Annotated in this window: 16 protein-coding genes; 8 read left to right on the forward strand and 8 right to left on the reverse strand. The window is 46.9% G+C overall.

Going from position 1 to position 18601, the window contains the following annotated elements; all coding sequences use genetic code 11:
- The 6 genes from KN811_RS14875 to KN811_RS14900 all read left to right on the forward strand — a co-directional run bounded on the left by KN811_RS14875 (position 1) and on the right by KN811_RS14900 (position 5778).
- On the forward strand, positions 1–564 hold the full coding sequence (locus tag KN811_RS14875; RefSeq protein WP_187965074.1) for a DUF3347 domain-containing protein: 564 nt from the start codon (positions 1–3) through the stop codon (positions 562–564).
- A 92-nt stretch (positions 565–656) separates the two neighbouring features.
- Entirely contained in the window at positions 657–1220 is a 564-nt protein-coding gene (locus tag KN811_RS14880) for a helix-turn-helix domain-containing protein (RefSeq protein ID WP_187965073.1), read from the forward strand.
- Positions 1221–1429: 209 nt separating this feature from the next.
- The gene (locus KN811_RS14885) at positions 1430–1795 is read left to right on the forward strand and encodes a four helix bundle protein (protein WP_187965072.1); all 366 of its coding nucleotides are present in this window, start codon (positions 1430–1432) and stop codon (positions 1793–1795) included.
- Between the two features lie 212 nt (positions 1796–2007).
- A complete protein-coding gene (locus tag KN811_RS14890; protein WP_187965071.1) occupies positions 2008–4584 on the forward strand; it encodes a heavy metal translocating P-type ATPase in 2577 nt (858 codons plus the stop codon).
- A 122-nt stretch (positions 4585–4706) separates the two neighbouring features.
- Positions 4707–5435, forward strand: coding sequence for a PepSY domain-containing protein (locus tag KN811_RS14895; RefSeq protein ID WP_187965070.1), 729 nt, complete (start codon positions 4707–4709; stop codon positions 5433–5435).
- Complete coding sequence (locus tag KN811_RS14900) at positions 5410–5778, forward strand: cupin domain-containing protein (protein ID WP_187965069.1); 369 nt, start codon at positions 5410–5412, stop codon at positions 5776–5778. The genes KN811_RS14895 and KN811_RS14900 overlap by 26 nt, the downstream gene beginning before the upstream one ends.
- 2 nt (positions 5779–5780) lie before the next feature.
- Here KN811_RS14900 and KN811_RS14905 read toward each other — a convergent pair whose 3' ends face one another.
- The 8 genes from KN811_RS14905 to miaB all read right to left on the reverse strand — a co-directional run bounded on the left by KN811_RS14905 (position 5781) and on the right by miaB (position 14401).
- A complete protein-coding gene (locus KN811_RS14905) occupies positions 5781–7064 on the reverse strand; it encodes a hypothetical protein (protein ID WP_187965068.1) in 1284 nt (427 codons plus the stop codon).
- A 176-nt stretch (positions 7065–7240) separates the two neighbouring features.
- On the reverse strand, positions 7241–8872 hold the full coding sequence (gene groL / locus KN811_RS14910; protein WP_187965067.1) for a chaperonin GroEL: 1632 nt from the start codon (positions 8870–8872) through the stop codon (positions 7241–7243).
- Between the two features lie 66 nt (positions 8873–8938).
- On the reverse strand, positions 8939–9217 hold the full coding sequence (locus KN811_RS14915; RefSeq protein WP_187965066.1) for a co-chaperone GroES: 279 nt from the start codon (positions 9215–9217) through the stop codon (positions 8939–8941).
- Positions 9218–9388: 171 nt separating this feature from the next.
- Entirely contained in the window at positions 9389–9754 is a 366-nt protein-coding gene (gene secG / locus KN811_RS14920; RefSeq protein ID WP_187965065.1) for a preprotein translocase subunit SecG, read from the reverse strand.
- Between the two features lie 101 nt (positions 9755–9855).
- A complete protein-coding gene (locus tag KN811_RS14925; protein WP_187965090.1) occupies positions 9856–10797 on the reverse strand; it encodes a hypothetical protein in 942 nt (313 codons plus the stop codon).
- Between the two features lie 12 nt (positions 10798–10809).
- Positions 10810–11325: an LptE family protein gene (locus tag KN811_RS14930; protein ID WP_187965064.1), complete on the reverse strand. Its 516-nt coding sequence runs from the start codon at positions 11323–11325 to the stop codon at positions 10810–10812.
- A 196-nt stretch (positions 11326–11521) separates the two neighbouring features.
- Entirely contained in the window at positions 11522–12835 is a 1314-nt protein-coding gene (locus tag KN811_RS14935; RefSeq protein ID WP_187965063.1) for a sigma-54 interaction domain-containing protein, read from the reverse strand.
- A gap of 84 nt (positions 12836–12919) precedes the next feature.
- Positions 12920–14401, reverse strand: coding sequence for a tRNA (N6-isopentenyl adenosine(37)-C2)-methylthiotransferase MiaB (gene miaB / locus KN811_RS14940; protein WP_187965062.1), 1482 nt, complete (start codon positions 14399–14401; stop codon positions 12920–12922).
- A 339-nt stretch (positions 14402–14740) separates the two neighbouring features.
- On the opposite strand from miaB, the gene topA reads away from it, so the two are divergent.
- Positions 14741–17218, forward strand: a complete 2478-nt coding sequence (gene topA, locus KN811_RS14945) for a type I DNA topoisomerase (protein WP_187965061.1) — start codon at positions 14741–14743, stop codon at positions 17216–17218.
- A gap of 135 nt (positions 17219–17353) precedes the next feature.
- Positions 17354–18514, forward strand: coding sequence for a formimidoylglutamase (locus KN811_RS14950; RefSeq protein ID WP_187965060.1), 1161 nt, complete (start codon positions 17354–17356; stop codon positions 18512–18514).
- Positions 18515–18601: the final 87 nt, after the last annotated feature.

An 18601-nucleotide genomic window follows, 5' to 3' on the forward strand; every position in this document is an offset into this window, starting at 1 on the left:
ATGAAAAACAGATTTGTAATGGCAGTACTGGCCCTGGGCCTGATTGCCGGGGTGTTGTCCTGTAAGGATGCCAAAAAGGAAACCGTGAAGACCGTAGAAAAGAACCACGAAGATCATTCCGGTCATGAGGAAGCCGCTCAGAACAAGGAAGCCACTGCCGATCTCACATTTAAAAATGACAAAATAAGCAGTGCATACGGGCATTATATCCATGTAAAGACCGCATTGGTAAATACAGACGCCAAAGAAGCGAAGAGCGGGGCCGGAATGCTGGTAAAAGCACTTTCCGAAGTGGAAAATGCGACAAAAGCAACAGACCTTGCCAAAACGATTGAAGCTACGGACGATGTGGAAAAACAGCGTGAAGCCTTTTTCGGACTTTCTGAAGAAATTGTCAAAGTGATAGACGGACAGATAGCTTCCGGAGCTGTATACAAACAATACTGCCCGATGGCATTCGACTTTGAAGGGGCATACTGGCTGTCATCCGAAGAGGAGATCCGAAATCCCTACTTCGGAAACAAAATGCTGAAGTGCGGGGAAGTAAAAGAAACATTAAATTAGACTTGAGATACTAGATTTTAGATGTGAGATGGATATAGGTCATTCGCCAAACAATCTCATATCTCACATCTAAAATCCAAAATCTACCAAAAATGAAGCTCTACATCAAAAATATGGTTTGCAGCCGCTGTAAGATGATCGTTAAGTCCGAGCTGGAAAAGCTGGGGCTGCAACCCGTATCCGTTGAACTCGGGGAAGTGGAACTGCCCGCAGACATTCCGGCGAACAAAAAACAGGAAATAGACAACGCCCTTCAGGCCTATGGTTTTAACCTCATAGACGACAAGAGAAGCCGGCTGATCGAAAGGGTAAAAAACCTGATCGTAACACTTGTGCACCAACCCCAGGAAGGATATTTAAAGACCAACCTGTCCGATTACCTGAGCCGCGAACTGCATCACGACTATACCTATATCAGCAACCTGTTCACCCAGGTAGAAGGCACCACTATCGAAAAATATTATATTGCCCAGAAGATAGAACGTGTCAAGGAACTGCTGGTTTACGATGAATTGTCGCTGAGCGAGATCGCTTTTCAGCTCCACTATTCCAGCGTAGCCCACCTGAGCAGCCAGTTTAAAAAAGTTACAGGGCTGACCCCTTCGCACTTTAAGCAGCTCGGGGAACGAAAGCGGAGACCGTTGGAGGAGTTGTGATAGAATGAAAGAGATTAAAAGAGATTGATAGGAGATTGAATAAGATTGATTAGATTGATTAGATTGAGTAGGGATTAGGGAATGACTGGTAAAAAAATATGGATAGATAGGTTTTTGTGTAACTATTTCATTATTTGTGTTTTATGTTCAATTCTTCTATATTGTCATGAGAATTTTAAACCGTTCAGGGATCTCTAAAAGGCAATAAAGTGGAAAGTTCGAATTGGACAAAATATAAAATAGAAATAAGGGAACGTTTAAAAAAATTTGCTTTAAACATACTTGATCTCTCAGGGAAAATATCATTAACACCAAGGGGGAAGGCTATCAATTATCAGGTTGTCAAATCAGGAACATCGATGTATGTAAATTACAGGGCAACATTAAGAAGTAGATCTAAAAAGGAATTTTATTGTAAGCTCTCTATTGTTGTGGAAGGAACAGATGAAACGGAGGCATGGCTCGGGTTACTAATGGCATCAGGTATTTTAAAAGAAGAATTTATAACAGAGTTGCATAAAGAATGTGAAGAGCACTTAAAAATATTAGGATCTATGCGTAAAAGATTAAGCTAAGGAATGAGATTGAAAGATCGTGAGTTGAGTGCTCCCTGTTTTTTATTAATCTCATTCAATCTTCTATCAATCTTCTATCAATCTTACTCAATCTCAAAAAAAGAGCCGTAAATTATATAAGCCCTTTTCAAAATTATATAAGTCTTTTCCAAAATTGTATAATACTTCCCGCGTCTTTTCGCCGGAACTTTGTGAAGTAAATTCAAAGTATCATGAAACACACGTATAAAATATCGGGAATGTCCTGTACAGGATGCAAAAATCATGTGGAAGGTATTTTACGGAAAGTAGACGGTGTAACCGGGGTTACTGTTAACCTGGAGAAGGAAGAGGCTGTGGTTGAGATGAACGATCATGTCCCTTTTGAGAAACTGGAGCAGGCCATGAAAGATGACGGAGGCCACTATGGTATACAAGTTCCCGGGCATGACGATCGACACGGAAGCTGCGGTTCCGGTAAGGACAATCATGCTTCGCACCATCATGAGAAAACAAAACAATCATCCGGGGGGAGCGGGGTTTATTATTGCCCGATGCACTGTGAAGGAGACAAGACGTATAACGAACCCGGTAGCTGCCCTGTTTGTGGAATGGACCTGGTGGAAGCCCCTACGGCAGTAAAGAAAAAAACACAATATACCTGCCCCATGCACCCGGAAGTCATTAAGGACGAACCAGGGTCCTGCCCGATATGTGGAATGGATCTTGTTCCGGTAGAGGTAGATGTGGAAGAAGAAGACGAGACCTACAAAAAACTGCTTAAAAAGTTTAAAGTGGCCGTTGCCTTTACGCTTCCCATATTTCTGATCGCCATGTCAGAAATGCTTCCCGGTGATCCGCTGGCCAGGCTGATGCCTTGGAAATACTGGAACTGGGCGCAACTTGCGCTTTCTCTACCAGTGGTGTTCTACGCTACCTGGATGTTTTTCGAGAAAGCATACAGGTCTGTTGCGACCCGGAACCTGAACATGTTTACCCTGATCGGTATCGGTGCCGGGGCTGCCTGGCTTTTCAGTGTGGGAGCTATATTGTTCCCCGGGATTTTTCCGGAACAGTTCAGGTCGCACAGCGGAACGGTCCATGTGTATTTCGAAGCCGCTACCGTGATCCTTACCCTGGTGCTGCTGGGACAGTTGTTGGAGGCCAGGGCACATGGCAAAACCAATTCTGCCATAAAAGAGCTGCTGAAACTGGCCCCTAACAATGCCACGAAAATAGTGGATGGCAAGGAAGAAATAGTCGGCATAGATGCCGTACACCAGGGAGATCTTTTAAGAGTAAAGCCCGGTGAAAAGATCCCCGTAGACGGTATTGTCAAAGAGGGAGAAAGTACAGTCGACGAATCCATGATCTCGGGTGAGCCGATCCCGGTGGACAAGAAAGAGGGAGACCATGTAAGCTCTGGAACGATCAACGGCAACAAGAGTTTTGTAATGGAAGCCGAAAAAGTAGGCTCGGAAACCCTGCTGTCGCAAATCATAGAAATGGTAAACTCGGCCAGCAGGTCCAGGGCACCCATTCAGAAGCTGGCAGACCGGATATCGGGGTATTTTGTGCCGATAGTGGTACTGATATCCGTAATTACCTTTATCGTCTGGGCCGTTTACGGCCCGGAGCCGGCCTATGTCTATGCCTTTGTCAATGCCATTGCCGTGCTTATCATTGCCTGTCCGTGTGCCCTGGGGCTGGCCACACCCATGTCTGTCATGGTTGGAGTGGGTAAAGGGGCCCAGTCCGGTGTATTGATAAAAAATGCCGAAGCACTTGAAGGAATGAACAAGATCGATGTGGTGATCATTGACAAGACCGGGACTGTTACGGAGGGAAAACCATCCGTAGAAAAAATTGTAGCAATAGGAAAAACAGGCGAAAGGGATGTATTGCAGAAAATAGCATCCCTGAACAACCATAGTGAACACCCGTTGGCCGAAGCCACCATGCGATATGCCGAAGAAAAGGGCGTAAAACCAGACCCGGTCACGGGTTTTGAAGCTATCACCGGAAAAGGGGTCATCGCCCACGTAGAGACCCACGGCCGTGGGTCTCAAACCGGACAGGAAATTAAGGGTAACGGGGCCTTGTTAGCCCTCGGCAATGAAAAATTAATGGAGCAGGTCAGGGCGGGGATCCCCTCAGATTTGCATCAAAAGGTAAAGAAAGAACAACAACAGGGCAAAACAGTCTCCTATCTTTCGGAAGGGGACAAGGTTCTCGGATTTGTGGTTATTACCGACAGGATCAAGGAAACCAGTAGGGAAGCGATCCGGAAATTACAGGAGGAAGGCCTCGAAGTAGTGATGCTTACCGGGGATAACAAAGATACTGCAAAAGCAGTCAGCGAAACCCTAGGCCTGAATGGTTTTAAAGCCCAGATGCTCCCGGAAGACAAACAGAAAGAAGTGAAACGATTACAGAGCCAGGGCAAAAAAGTTGCCATGGCCGGCGACGGTATCAATGATGCCCCGGCACTGGCACAGGCCGATATCGGGATAGCGATGGGCACCGGTACCGATGTAGCGATAGAAAGTGCAGGGGTCACCCTGGTAAAAGGAGATCTGAAGGGGATAGCCAAGGCGCGTATATTGAGTCATAAGGTGATGCGGAACATTAAGGAAAACCTGTTTTTCGCCCTGGCCTATAACACCCTGGGCATTCCTGTGGCAGCAGGAGTTTTGTACCCGGTTTTCGGATTGCTGCTTTCCCCGATGATCGCTGCGCTGGCCATGAGTTTCAGCTCGGTTTCCGTTATTGTCAACTCGCTGCGGTTGCGGGGAGCAAGGATCGGGTAACCCCTGGTATGTCGCAGCATATCGCTTAAACAGGCCTGACATTGTCATTCCTACAAAGGGGATTCCTCACTTTGTTTGGAATGACAATGTCGTTATAAAGAATATCAAATTATTTTTATAGTATGGTAAACAGGAAAACGGCGACAAAAGTCAGGAAGATACACCGTTATCTGGGTGTTTTTCTAGGGATACAATTTCTAATGTGGACGATCAGCGGCCTCTATTTCAGCTGGACGGATATCGATGAAATTCACGGGGACCACTTCCACCGGGAAAAACACCCGGTATCTTTCAGCGGACTGATCTCTCCCAACAATCCCGATCTTGCTGTTCATTCCCTGGTTTTGAAAGAAATTGCAAACCGTCCGTATTTTTGGGTGAACGGCAGTATCCTGGTCGACGCCCGTACAGGGCAGCATAAAGATGAGATCACTGAAAAAGAAGCCTTGCAGGTGGCAGGTAGTTATATGGCCGAAGGCATGAAAGTTACAGGTGTAGAGCGGATTTCGGAAGCCGGAAAGCATCACGAGTACCGCGGAAGGCCTTTGCCGGCTTATGTGGTCTCTTACGATCATCCTGAAGAACTGAAAGCTTATGTGTCGGCCCGGGACGGTTCGTTTGAAAGGGTCCGCCACCGTTCCTGGCGCTGGTTCGACTTTTTATGGATGACACATACTATGGATTACGAAGGGCGGGACAATTTTAATAACCTGTTACTCCGTTCCTTTTCACTGCTCGGGCTGATTACCGTGCTGAGCGGTTTTGCACTGTGGTATGTGTCATCGCCGAGTGTGAGGAAAATATACAACAAAAATAAAAAGACTAATGGAAGAGCAAAAAAACAACAGTGAGGGATTCTTTATCTCGGCCGAAACACCCTGGGAACGTGTAGACGAAGGCATAGAACGCCAGTTTGTGGGATATGACGACCGGATGATGATGGTAAAGGTAAAGTTTGAGAAAGGTGCGGTCGGATATATACATCACCATTACCATTCACAGGCTACTTATGTGGCTTCCGGTGTTTTTAAGATAACCATAAATGGGAAAAACAAGACCCTGAGAAAAGGAGATGGATTTTTTATCCCTTCTGATGTCCCTCACGGGGCCGAATGTCTCGAAGCTGGTATGCTTATCGACGTGTTCAGCCCGGCGAGGGAGGATTTTATGGAAGCCATACAAAAAGGAAAGTAGGGCTACCGGTTAAAAGGAAATTCGTTGATCCAGTGAAATCCCCGGTTGATAAGCAGGAAATCTTCCGGCAGTGTTCTTTTAAATTCGATTTGTAATGTGTCTTTTTTGTGGATTCCGTTGGCATAGAACATGCTATCTTTTACGGAATAACTCAAATCATATGTAAGCGTGGAATCCTTGTAAGAGGTGAGGGTTAGCTTATGCTTTAAGGTATCGGTCTCCTTCTTTAGTCCCATGACCTTGTCGTCCATTTTCACTATTCCCGCATTGTGCTTGTCGATGACCAGTTTTTTCCAACGAATGGTGTCGGTCATCAATGGAGGGATAGTGTCTCCGTTGATAATAAAGTTCTGCACATTGTATATGCCATAGAGTGGGGGAAGAGGGGCCTTTCTGCCCCATTTGGTATATGCGGAATAAGCTCTGCTGGAGGATAGGCTTACAACGTATATGATAAATATTCCTTTGAAAATATATCCCGCGATATTGAGTTTTTTTCGGAGTGTATAAGGAATTATTTTTTGCGGGTGTGCGGTTTTGTTCAGGATAAAAAAGTTGACCAGGCTTTTTAGGTGCGGGGTGAGGATTACAACCGAAGAAAACATAATGTGAAAAGAGTATATCTTTACCGGAATATCATAGCTCATATTCATCATGAATACGTTGAGCATAACCCCGAAGCTAATAATTGCTCCCAGTTTTACAGTGGGCCGGAAAAGCAACAGTATACCCGCTATAACTTCGGCGACACCGGAAAATATGGTATAAGTACCGGAATATCCCATGAAATTCCACATTAACCCCATAGGGGAGGAATCGCCATAAGGCCTTATCAGGTCGAACAGACTGAGGTTGGAGAACTGGGAGGGCATCACTTTGTACAGGCCGTAAGACAGCAGAGTAAAAGCCGTAGAATAACGAAGAAACAGGATCAGGTACCGGAACAGTATGCGGTAATCGGCACGTTTCCTGTCGAACACCGACCAGATCAAGGTGGCCAGGACAGACAAAATCAGACGATTAAAAACCATTATATAGCTGAGGGTCGTATCGCCGCTACCCCTTCCGGACAAAGGCAGTTCTTCGGTAATATGAAATACATGCTCTGCTGTCCAGAGCGATAACCATTGCCAGAACTGACTGACCCATTGCGACAGGTGTTTTACAAATGGAATGTAATGGAGAGGGAAGGGAAAAAGAAAAAACAGGGAATAGCAAAGGACAAAACGGAACAGAATCTTTTCTGCCGGATGCCATTCAATGACATTTAGTTGATTAGTTGTCATAAGTTTTTGATGATTGATGGACAACTAAATAAATAAAATTATGTAAAAAAATTAAGACATTGATACAAGTTTAACATTTGGTGTTATGACATAAAAAAATCCGGAGCTCATCATAAACCCCGGATTTTTCATTATTTTAAAAGTGTTCGTTCCTCTCGGGAACTCACTTAAATGTTCTACATCATTCCCGGCATTCCACCTCCCATTGGAGGAGCGGAAGGAGGGGTGTCTTCTTTGATGTCGGTCAGTGCACATTCCGTAGTAAGGATCATTCCGGCTACGGAAGCTGCATTTTCCAGTGCAATACGGGTCACTTTCTTCGGATCGATGATACCCGCTTTGAACATATCTACATAGGTTTCAGATTTGGCGTCATAACCGAAGCTGTCTTTTCCTTCCAGCACTTTGGATACTACAACAGAACCTTCACCACCTGCATTTTCCACGATAGTACGCAGTGGAGCCTCGATGGCACGGGCTACGATCTGAACCCCGGTCTCTTCGTCGGCATTGGCAGGTTTTACACTGTCCAGAACAGATTTAGCTCTGGCCAGGGCTACACCTCCACCGGCAACGATACCTTCTTCCACGGCAGCTCTTGTAGCGTGCAGGGCATCGTCCACGCGGTCTTTTTTCTCTTTCATTTCCACTTCAGAAGCAGCACCTACGTAGAGTACGGCTACACCACCGGCCAGTTTGGCCAGGCGCTCCTGGAGTTTTTCTTTATCATAGTCAGATGTGGTTGTTTCTATCTGTGCTTTGATCTGGCTTACACGTCCGTGGATAGCTTCTGCATCACCGGCACCGTTCACTACAGTAGTGTTGTCTTTGTCGATAGTTATTTTTTCGGCAGAACCGAGCATATCTACGGTAGCGTTTTCGAGGGTAAATCCTCTTTCTTCAGAAATTACAGTACCGCCGGTAAGGATGGCGATATCCTCGAGCATGGCTTTTCTTCGGTCACCAAACCCGGGAGCTTTTACTGCAGCTATTTTCAGGGAACCCCTCAGTTTGTTCACTACCAGTGTGGCGAGTGCTTCACCATCTACATCTTCTGCGATGATCATCAGGGGCTTACCATTCTGGGCTACGGGTTCCAATACCGGAAGCAGGTCCTTCATGTTCGATATTTTCTTGTCGTAAAGAAGGATATATGGGTTTTCCAGTTCTGCAACCATTTTTTCGGAGTCGGTCACGAAGTATGCGGAGAGATAACCTCTGTCGAACTGCATACCTTCAACCACATCTACATAAGTATCTGTTCCTTTAGATTCTTCTACGGTGATCACTCCTTCTTTTCCAACCTTGTTAAAGGCCTGGGCTATGAGTTCACCGATAGTTTCATCGTTGTTGGCAGAGATGGCGGCAACCTGTTTGATCTTGTCAGATGTATCGCCTACTTCCTTGGTTTGTTTGGCCAGGTCCGCTACCAGGACTTCTACGGCTTTGTCAATACCTCTTTTAAGGTCCATCGGGTTAGCGCCTGCAGCTACGTTTTTCAGACCTTCTTTTACGATAGCCTGTGCAAGAACGGTGGCTGTGGTAGTTCCGTCACCGGCCAGATCATTGGTTTTGGAAGCTACTTCCTTTACCATTTGTGCTCCCATGTTTTCCAGGGGGTTTTCCAGCTCTATTTCTTTGGCTACGGTAACACCGTCTTTGGTTACGGTCGGGGCACCGAAGGATTTGCTGATGATCACGTTCCTTCCTTTAGGGCCCAGCGTTACTTTTACTGCGTTTGCCAGTGCATCTACCCCGCGCTTCAGGCCGTCACGGGCATCGATGTCAAATTTTATGTCTTTTGCCATGTGTTTTTGGTTTTGAATTTAATGTTCTTAAATTAAAAGTGAAGATTTAATGAAATGGGGCGGTGGCTATACAATTGCCAAGATGTCGCTTTCGCGCATCATCAGGTAGTCCGTACCTTCGAGTTTGAGCTCGGTACCTGAATATTTTCCGTAAAGTACAGTATCACCGACTTTTACAGTTAACGGTTCGTCCTTGGTGCCGGGACCAACTGCAACAACAACACCTTTTTGTGGTTTTTCCTTGGCAGAATCGGGAATAATGATTCCGGAAGCGGTTGTTGTTTCTGCCGCGACAGGTTCTACCAGAACTCTATCCGCAAGCGGTTTAATGTCTACTTTAGCCATTTTATTTATTGTTTTTATAGGATTAGATTAATTTTTAAACTAAGCAGAATCAGGCAGAAATTGTGCCAATATGTTCGTGTCGGTCAAACAGGGAGGGGAAACTGACATTTTTGTAAATAAAAATGCCAACTTATGACAAGCTGGCATTTTTTAATATATGTATTTAACAGTTTACTGCGCTGTTCCGGAACTGTCTGAAGGGGTTGTTGCAGGAGTTTCCGGTGTTTCTGTTTGCTGCGGGGCTCTGGTTTCCTCTGTTTTTTGGCCTTCCAGGACCTTGGAATCTTCGGAAGCACCTTTACCGTTTTGCATGGATAGGTTGGACAGCAATATCAGGACAATAAGGATAGTAGCCAGGGTCCAGGTACTTTTGTCCAGGAAATCGCCTGTCTTTTTTACACCGCCTACTATCTGGCCGCCGCCGCCGCCAAAGGAAGAAGAAAGCCCGCCGCCCTTCGGGTTCTGTACCATGATGACCAGAATCAGTAAAAGTGACACTATAATGATCAGCACTAAAAAGATCGAAAACGTACTCATAATTATCTTATAATTTAATGTGTATTTTGCTTGTCAGATCCGGGAAATCCTTTTGCGGTTTTATTCCCTGTTTCTTCCCTTGTCAATAATCAGGCCATCTGTCAGCCGTTTTGCTGTAATTTTTTTATGGCTTTGATTTGGTCTGCAAAGAAACCACTTTTTTCCGGATATTTCAAACTTAATATTTTATAGGCTTGTATGGCATTCTTGTACCGTTTTTGTTCCAGGTATACCTTGGCCAGGGTTTCTGTCATGAGCCCCTCTTTTTCTACCTGGGCATTTTTGGACAGGTCTATTGCAGGGGCTTCCTTGTTGCGGTCTGCCCGGGGGACTATTTTCGGATTGGCCTTGATAAATTTGTCGATGAGTTTGAATTTCCTGCTTTGATCGGAGGTGCTTTTTTCTTGTGATACACCCCCTTGTCCCCCCTCAAGGGGGGTATTCTCCTGTTGGAGGGAAATAGTCTCCCCCCTTGAGGGGGGACTAAGGGGGGTGTCCTCCTTTTTGTCCCTTTCTATCGGCTGAGAGGAAGAGAGCTTCAGCCATTCGGCGAACGAGTGTTTTTCCCCGGGGCCAAAGTCCAGGGGCTCCCCGATCTTTAATTGTTGTTCTTCCTCGCTTTGTGGCTCTCTTTCCACAGGCATAAAGGTAGAAGGGTCGAGGATGGTCTCGGCTTCCTGTTCGCTGCCTATATAGGTCTGTTCTACCAGTTTTTCGTCCTCGATGCTGATCTCCTGAGCGTTGACTTCAATATCCTCTACATGTACACGGTGTCCGGCAATAACAGATGCTGTACGGTTTTGTGAAAATTCGGCAGCAGTGATGAGGTCGAACAGGATGGTCCTGTCGGTGGTATGGGCTGCCGTTTTTTTCAGGGCGCCATTGTATTTGAAGCTGTTGAGGTTTTTCAGCCCCTTGAGATACAGGGCCCTGGCCGATTGAAAATAGGGGTATTCTTCAATAAGCTGTTCCAGGGACGAAGTTTCTCCCAGGCGAATGTTCTCAGGGTGTTGTAAAAGATATGTATAGTTTGAAATTTTCATCATAAATCATCATTACCAGTTGGCCAGGGAGGCATTGAATATATCCTGGGTGATCCGTTCAAATATTTCCTGATGCGCCCCGCCTTTTACACTGTTGAGCTGTGCATTGGCCTCGAAATCGTAATAAAATGAAAATGTCCTTTCAAAATCGTCTTCTTCCTTGGTGTTGTTGATAAACCGTACCCTTACCCCGATAGTAAGCCTGTTCTGGGCTGCGTTCTGGTCTGCGGTAGCGGTCATAGGCGCAACCCGGTATTCTGTGATCTCTCCTTCGTACACCAGGTCGCCGTTGGACGGCACCAGGTCCAGGCTGGTCTGATTCATGATGAGGTCTTGCAGGGCAAGGGTAAAATCCCTGTCCAGGCCGGGTTCTATAAGGGGGGCTTCATTGCGGAAAGTGTTGACCTGAAAGGTCTGTGCACTTCCTACTTCACCTCCTGTAAAATTGTATACGCCACAGCTTTGTGTAGTGATCAGGGCTACAAAAGTGAACAGGTAGCCGATTTTTTTATTCTTGAGTATTTTCATTAAAAGTATTTTTTTTTGCCTGCATTGCTATCTTTGGGGGAAGTCCCCTCTGCCTTCGGCATCTCCCCAAGGGGGAGAAATTTATTCTTTTTTTAACTGTTTATCTGTACCCTTGCTGAAAAAAGATGACCTTCTCTTATCCGTCCGGATATTTCCCCTTTGGGGGGATCAAGGGGGGACTTTGTCTCATCTAATCCTACAGATCGTATTGTTTGATCTTCCTGTACAGGGTTCTTTCGGAAATGCCGAGTTCGGCGGCGGCGGCTTTTCGTTTTCCGTGGTTTCGTTCCAGGGCCTTTTTAATGAGCTCCAGTTCCTTGTCCTGGAGTGAAAGGGTCTCTTCTTCTTCGATCTCCTCGGCGAAGTGATATTTGTCCTCGCCCTGCGCTCCGGGCTGGGGTTGCTGTGGTACGGGAAGTACTTCCAGGGCGTCGCTTTCTTCGTAGTCTTCGATGTCTTCGTAACGGTCTGTTCCCGGGCCGGAAGTTTTGGAAGAGGGTTCGAAATCGGCTTTGCTCTCCGATTTTCCGTATATCTTTTGAATGAGATTCTCGTTCTCTTCCCGGACTTTCTGGCTGCTGCCGGACTGCATGAGTTCCAGCGTAAGTTTTTTGAGGTCGTTGAGATCGCTCTTCATATCGAACAGTACCTTGTACAGGATCTCCCGTTCACTGCTGAAATCGCCCTGGTTTTTCTTGTTCTGGATCACGGCAGGAAGGTTCTTTCCGGCCCCGGGCAGATAGCCCGTCAGGGTTTCGGCAGAGATGTTCCTGTCCTGTTCCAGTACAGAGATCTGTTCAGCTACATTGCGAAGCTGGCGTACGTTCCCTGCCCATCGGTATTTGATGAGCATTTGAACGGCATTGTCTTCGAGGCGTATGGCCGGCATTTTGTATTTCTGGGCAAAATCGGCTGCGAATTTCCGGAACAGCAGGTGAATATCCTCTTTCCTGTCCCTGAGCGGGGGCAGGTATATTTCCACGGTACTGAGCCGGTAGTACAGGTCTTCCCGGAATTTTTCCTTTTCGATGGCCTCGAACATGTTTACATTGGTAGCCGCTACGATGCGCACATCGGTCTTCTGTACTTTGGAAGACCCTACTTTTATGAACTCGCCGTTTTCCAGGACGCGGAGCAGGCGCACCTGGGTGGTGAGGGGAAGTTCCCCCACTTCGTCCAGGAAAATGGTGCCGCCGTTTGCTTCTTCGAAATATCCGTTCCTGGTCTGGGTAGCCCCGGTGAACGAACCTTTTTCATGTCCGAAAAGCTCACTGTCTATGGTACCTTCGGGAATGGCCCCGCAGTTTACCGCAATGAACTTGCCGTGTTTCCGGTGCGACAGCGAATGGATGATCTTGGGGACGCTCTCTTTTCCCACTCCACTTTCTCCCGTGACCAGCACGGAAATATCGGTGGGAGCTACCTGTATGGCCTTTTCGAGGGCCCGGTTGAGCTTCACGTCATTGCCTATGATACCGAATCGCTGTTTTATGGCTTGTACGTTTTCCATAGTCCCCCTAACCCCCATAGGGGGGATTTGTAATGTTAATATAAATGGTCATCTGGTGTATTGTCATTTCTGTGTAATTGAGATTTAGTCTGTTCCCCCTTTGGGGGTTAGGGGGACGGCTTCCCCTATGAGTGTGGCAGGAGTACAGTCTGTGATCTTTACGTTCACAAAATCCCCTACCTGGTAGTGTTCTTTTGGAAATACTACCACCGTATTCTGGGTATTACGGCCCATCCAGTGGGCATCACTTTTTTTAGAGGGGCCTTCTACAAGCACTTCCTCTGTTTTGCCCAGGTGTTGCTGTGTTCTGTACAGCCCGTGTTTTTGCTGAAGGTTGATGATCTCCGTAAGTCTTCGTTTTTTTACTTCTTCCGGCACGTCGTCCTCCATTTTCCGGGCTGCCAGGGTACCGGGCCTTTCGGAATAGGCAAACATAAAACCGAAGTCATACTTTACGTATTCCATGAGTGAAAGGGTGTCCTGATGGTCTTCTTCGGTTTCGGTAGGGAAGCCCGCGATCATGTCGTGCGAAATGGCACAGTCGGGGATGATCTTCCGGATGTTGTCAATGAGTTCAAAATATTCCTCGCGGGTGTGCAGGCGGTTCATGGCCTTCAGTATCCTGTTACTTCCGCTCTGTACGGGCAGGTGGATGTATTTGCAGATATTCGGGTATTTGGCCATGGTTTCGATGGCATCGAGAGTCATGTCCTGAGGGTTGGAGGTGGAGAAGCGTATCCGCATTTTGGGTTGAGCTTCGGCAACCATACCCAGCAGCCCGGCAAAATTCACGGCCGTGGCTTTTTGCATTTCGGAGGCATTCTCAAAATCCTTTTTAAGTCCGCCGCCATACCAGAGGTAGCTGTCTACGTTCTGCCCGAGGAGGGTGATCTCTTTATACCCTTTTTCCCAAAGTTCGTTGACTTCGCTGACGATGGATTGCGGATCACGGCTTCGTTCCCTTCCCCTGGTAAAGGGGACCACGCAGAAAGTGCACATATTGTCGCATCCGCGGGTAATGGAAACAAAAGCGGTGACCCCGTTACTGTTAAGGCGGACGGGAGCCACATCACCATAAGTTTCTTCCTTGGAAAGGATAACGTTTACGGCATTTCGCCCTTCGTCTATTTCCTGAACGAGGTTGGGCAGGTCTTTATAGGCGTCAGGGCCAACCACCATATCCACGATCTTTTCCTCTTCCAGGAACTTGTTTTTGAGTCGCTCGGCCATACAGCCCAGGACGCCGACCTTCATTTGAGGGTTTATCTTTTTTACCGCGTTGAATTTTTCCAGCCTTTTACGCACGGTCTGTTCGGCCTTTTCACGGATGGAGCAGGTGTTTACCAGTACGAGGTCGGCCTCTTCCAGTTGTTGGGTGGTGTTAAAACCTTCACCTGCCAGGATGGAGGCCACGATCTCGCTGTCAGAAAAATTCATTTGGCACCCATAGCTCTCAATGTAGAGTTTTCTGCCGTCCTTTCCGTTCCGTATGTCCTGTGCCGGACCTTTTTGCGGGTCCAGGATCAGGCTCTCTCCCTGTTTCTTTTCGTCAATTATTTTTTCCATATGGACTCGGCCCGTGACGGGCGGTTTTGGTCTCCGGAAAGGCTGTGTGTGCCTGAAAGCCCGGAAAAACCGTATTGAATTATTAAATATCGATTCGCAATAAATTTATGGTGCAAAGATAGGATTATTTATAAACTTAGTGACAAATTGACAGGGAAATCCGGGTATACGGGTGTGTCGGTATTCGAGTATACGGGCTGCCCATTTTCTGATCATACCCGAACACCAGCATACCCGTATATCTGAGCACCCGAGCACCCGTATTTTTCTGTCAAAAAAACATCGGGTAACGCCCATAAATATTTTTTAATATACTTTTGTATTCTTAAAAACGGGTTTATGGCAAAGAATTTAGTGATCGTAGAGTCGCCTGCCAAGGCAAAGACCATAGAGAAATTCCTGGGGAAGGACTATAAGGTAGCGTCCAGTTACGGACATATATCGGACCTGCCTTCCAAGGAGCTTGGCGTGGATGTCGACAAAGAGTTTAAACCTAAATATATCGTTTCCAAGGACAAGAAAGAGGTTGTTAAACAACTGAAAAGCCTCGCTTCCAAGGCCGATATGGTCTGGCTCGCGAGTGATGAGGACCGGGAAGGGGAAGCGATAGCCTGGCACCTTGCGGAACAGTTGAAGCTGGACCATTCGAAGGTGAAGCGTATTGTGTTTAATGCGATCACCAAAAATGCCATCCTGAAAGCCATAGAAAATCCCAGGGGGATCGATTATAACCTGGTCAATGCCCAACAGGCCAGGCGAGTGCTGGACCGGCTGGTGGGATATGAACTTTCGCCCGTACTCTGGAAAAAGATAAAAAGTGGCCTTTCTGCCGGAAGGGTACAATCTGTTGCAGTAAGGCTCATTGTAGAGCGCGAACGTGAAATAAACGGCTTTACCCCGGAAGTGTCTTTCCGCGTGGTTGCCGAGTTCAAAACCGGGGACGGGAAGGTCTTTAAGGCCAGATTACCCAAATCCTTTGCCACCAGAGAGGAAGCTAAAAAATTCCTGGAAAGCAATATCGGTGCGGATTTCAAGGTGGCCAATCTCGAAACCAAACCTGCAAAGAAAACCCCGGCACCGCCGTTTACGACTTCAACCCTGCAACAGGAAGCCTCCAGGAAGCTGTATTTTTCTGTAAGCAAGACCATGAACATGGCACAACGGCTTTACGAGGCAGGGCTTATTACCTATATGAGGACAGACAGCGTAAACCTCTCGCCCGAAGCCATAGCAGCAACGAAAGAAGAAATAGAACGGGAGTTTGGCAGCAAGTACAGCAAACCCAGGAATTTTTCACAAAAGACCAAAGGAGCACAGGAAGCGCACGAAGCCATCAGGCCTACCGATATTTCCCGTCATTCCGTACCCGTGGATAGAGACCAGGCCAGGCTCTACGACCTGATCTGGAAACGTACCATAGCCTCGCAAATGAGCGATGCCCTGCTTGAACGGACCCAGGTGAAAATAGAGGCCAGTACGCATAAAGAGCAATTTACGGCCAATGGTGAGGTCCTTAAATTCGACGGTTTCCTGAAGGTATATATAGAAGGTACGGACGAAGAGGACGAAGAACAGGCAGGTTTGCTCCCGGCACTGGCAGTGGGCGATGCTGTTTTTAACAGGTATATGACCGCTACACAGCGGTTCTCCAGGGCACCTTACCGATATACGGAAGCCTCCCTGGTGAAAAAACTCGAGGAACTGGGTATCGGCCGGCCATCTACCTACGCACCTACCATATCTACCATTCAAAACAGGGGGTATATAGAAAAGGGAAGCGTAGAAGGAACAGAACGGAAATACCTCCAGTTTACTCTGAAGAAAGAGCAGGTAGAAGAAAAGACCCTTTCGGAAATTACAGGGTCGGACAAGGGAAAACTCGTGCCTACGGATATCGGGATGATCGTCAACGACTTCCTGGTAAACCATTTTGAAAACATACTGGACTACAATTTTACAGCCAAAGTAGAACAGGATTTTGACGATATAGCGTCCGGACAGGAAGATTGGACCCTGATAATGAAGAACTTTTACAAGGATTTTCATCCGCAGGTAAAAAATGTAGAGCAAAATGCAGACCGCGAAACCGGAGAGCGTATCCTGGGGACTGACCCGGAGACCGGAAGACAGGTAAGCGTGCGTCTTGGCCGTTTCGGTCCCATGGTGCAGATCGGGGTGGCAGACGAAGAGGAAAAACCGAAATTTGCCAGCCTGTTGCCCGAACAGACCATAGACAGCATTACGCTCGAAGAGGCATTGGGACTGTTTGCACTCCCGCGGACGCTGGGCGAATACGAAGGAAAAACCGTAGAAGCCAATGTAGGGAGGTACGGGCCTTATGTACGTTATAACAATGCTTTTATATCTCTTGGAAAAGGAGAAGATGTGTTTGAAGTGACCCTCGAACAGGCCATAGAGCTCATCAAGGCCAAACAAAAGGCCGATGCCCCCATTGCCACTTATAAAGGAAAAGACGTAACCAAAGGAAAAGGGCGTTTTGGCCCTTTCATAAAATGGGATGGTATCTTTATCAATGTAAACAAGAAGTACGATTTTGACAATCTCTCACAGTCGGATATCGGGCAGTTGATCGAGGACAAGCTGAAAAAAGAGGCCGAAAAAGTAGTGCAGGAATGGGCCGATGAAGGCATCAGGGTAGAAAAGGCCCGATGGGGAAGGCACAATATTATAAAAGGAAAGACCAAGGTGGAGCTGCCCAAAGAAGTGGATGCAGCCAAACTGAGCCTCGAAGAGGTAAAGGACATCCTGGACAAAAAAACGCCGAAAAAGAAAAAGGCGACGAAGAAAAAAAAATAAATACAAATGTAGAGATGCACAGCCTGCCCCGGCTGGAGCCGTGCGTCTCCACGAGAAGGCGCCTTTATATTCGGTTAAGACGCCATAAACAGAATAAATTAGGATACGAACCCAATCTTGAAAGTAACTGATCGTATGGATTTTGAGTTTTTGTCCCCGGTGAGTACAGTGGTATTGGCGCACAGCCAGCTGTTATCCAGGCAAAGTATAGGGAAATATATGTATGTGCATTCCGAACAGGATGGATTCCCGGAACTGGACCATGTGCAACTGGCGATCATCGGCGTCAATGAAACGAGGAATGTCTCGATACCGGCGCAGGAAAAGCCCGATCTCGATGAGATAAGAATACAGCTCTACCAGCTCTTTGCCGGAAACTGGAACAACAATATTGCCGACCTGGGCGATATAGAGCCGGGAGAAACCGTAGAAGACACCTACTTTGCGGTGAAAACCGTGGTGGAGGGCCTGGTGAAAAACCGTATAGTACCGATTATCATTGGAGGAGGGCAGGACATAACCTATGCCACCTACCGCGCTTTTGACAAGCTGGAACAAATGGTAAACCTGGTAGCAATAGACAGCAAGTTCGATTTCGGGTCGTCCGATGAACTTATTTCTTCCGGTTCCTATATGAGCAAGATCATAGTGGAGCAGCCCAACAACCTTTTCAATTTCTGCAACCTGGGCTATCAGACCTATTTTAATGCCCAGGAGGAAATAGACCTTATGGACAAACTTTTCTTCGATGCCTACCGGCTTGGTACCGTAGCCGAGGATATTTCCATTGTAGAGCCCGTGTTCCGCGATGCCGATGTGGTGAGCCTGGACATGACCGCTGTGAGGGCCAGTGATCTCGGTAATGCTTCAGGGACCTTCCCGAATGGTTTTGACGGCCGTGAAATATGTGCCATTGCCCGGTATGCAGGGATCAGCGACAAGGTTTCCGTATTTGGGGTTTACGAAAACCGGAATACCCGGATAAACGCCCAGCTTACGGCACAGATCATCTGGTATTTTATAGAAGGGTATAATTTCAGGAAGAAAGATTATCCGTTTACCGGTGTTCAGAATTATGAGAAATACATGGTTCCGATGGAAGATCAGGAGCTGTGTTTTTACAAAAGCGATATCTCCGGAAGGTGGTGGATAGAAGTGCCAATTATTGGAGAGATGAATAATAAATTAAAAAGACATACGTTATTACCATGCACCCATAAAGATTATTTAGACGCCTGTAACGAAGTCATCCCCGAGCGTTGGTGGAAGGCATACAAGAAAACGGCGATAGGGTAGAACTCCGGTATGGGATGCTTTTGAGCACTGAAAAACATCTGAATGACCTTGTTCTGAATAGTGAAGTAGTATGCTTGAATTTTTAAA

The organism is Sinomicrobium weinanense, assembly GCF_018863395.1.
Taxonomy (GTDB): Bacteria; Bacteroidota; Bacteroidia; order Flavobacteriales; family Flavobacteriaceae; genus Sinomicrobium; species Sinomicrobium weinanense.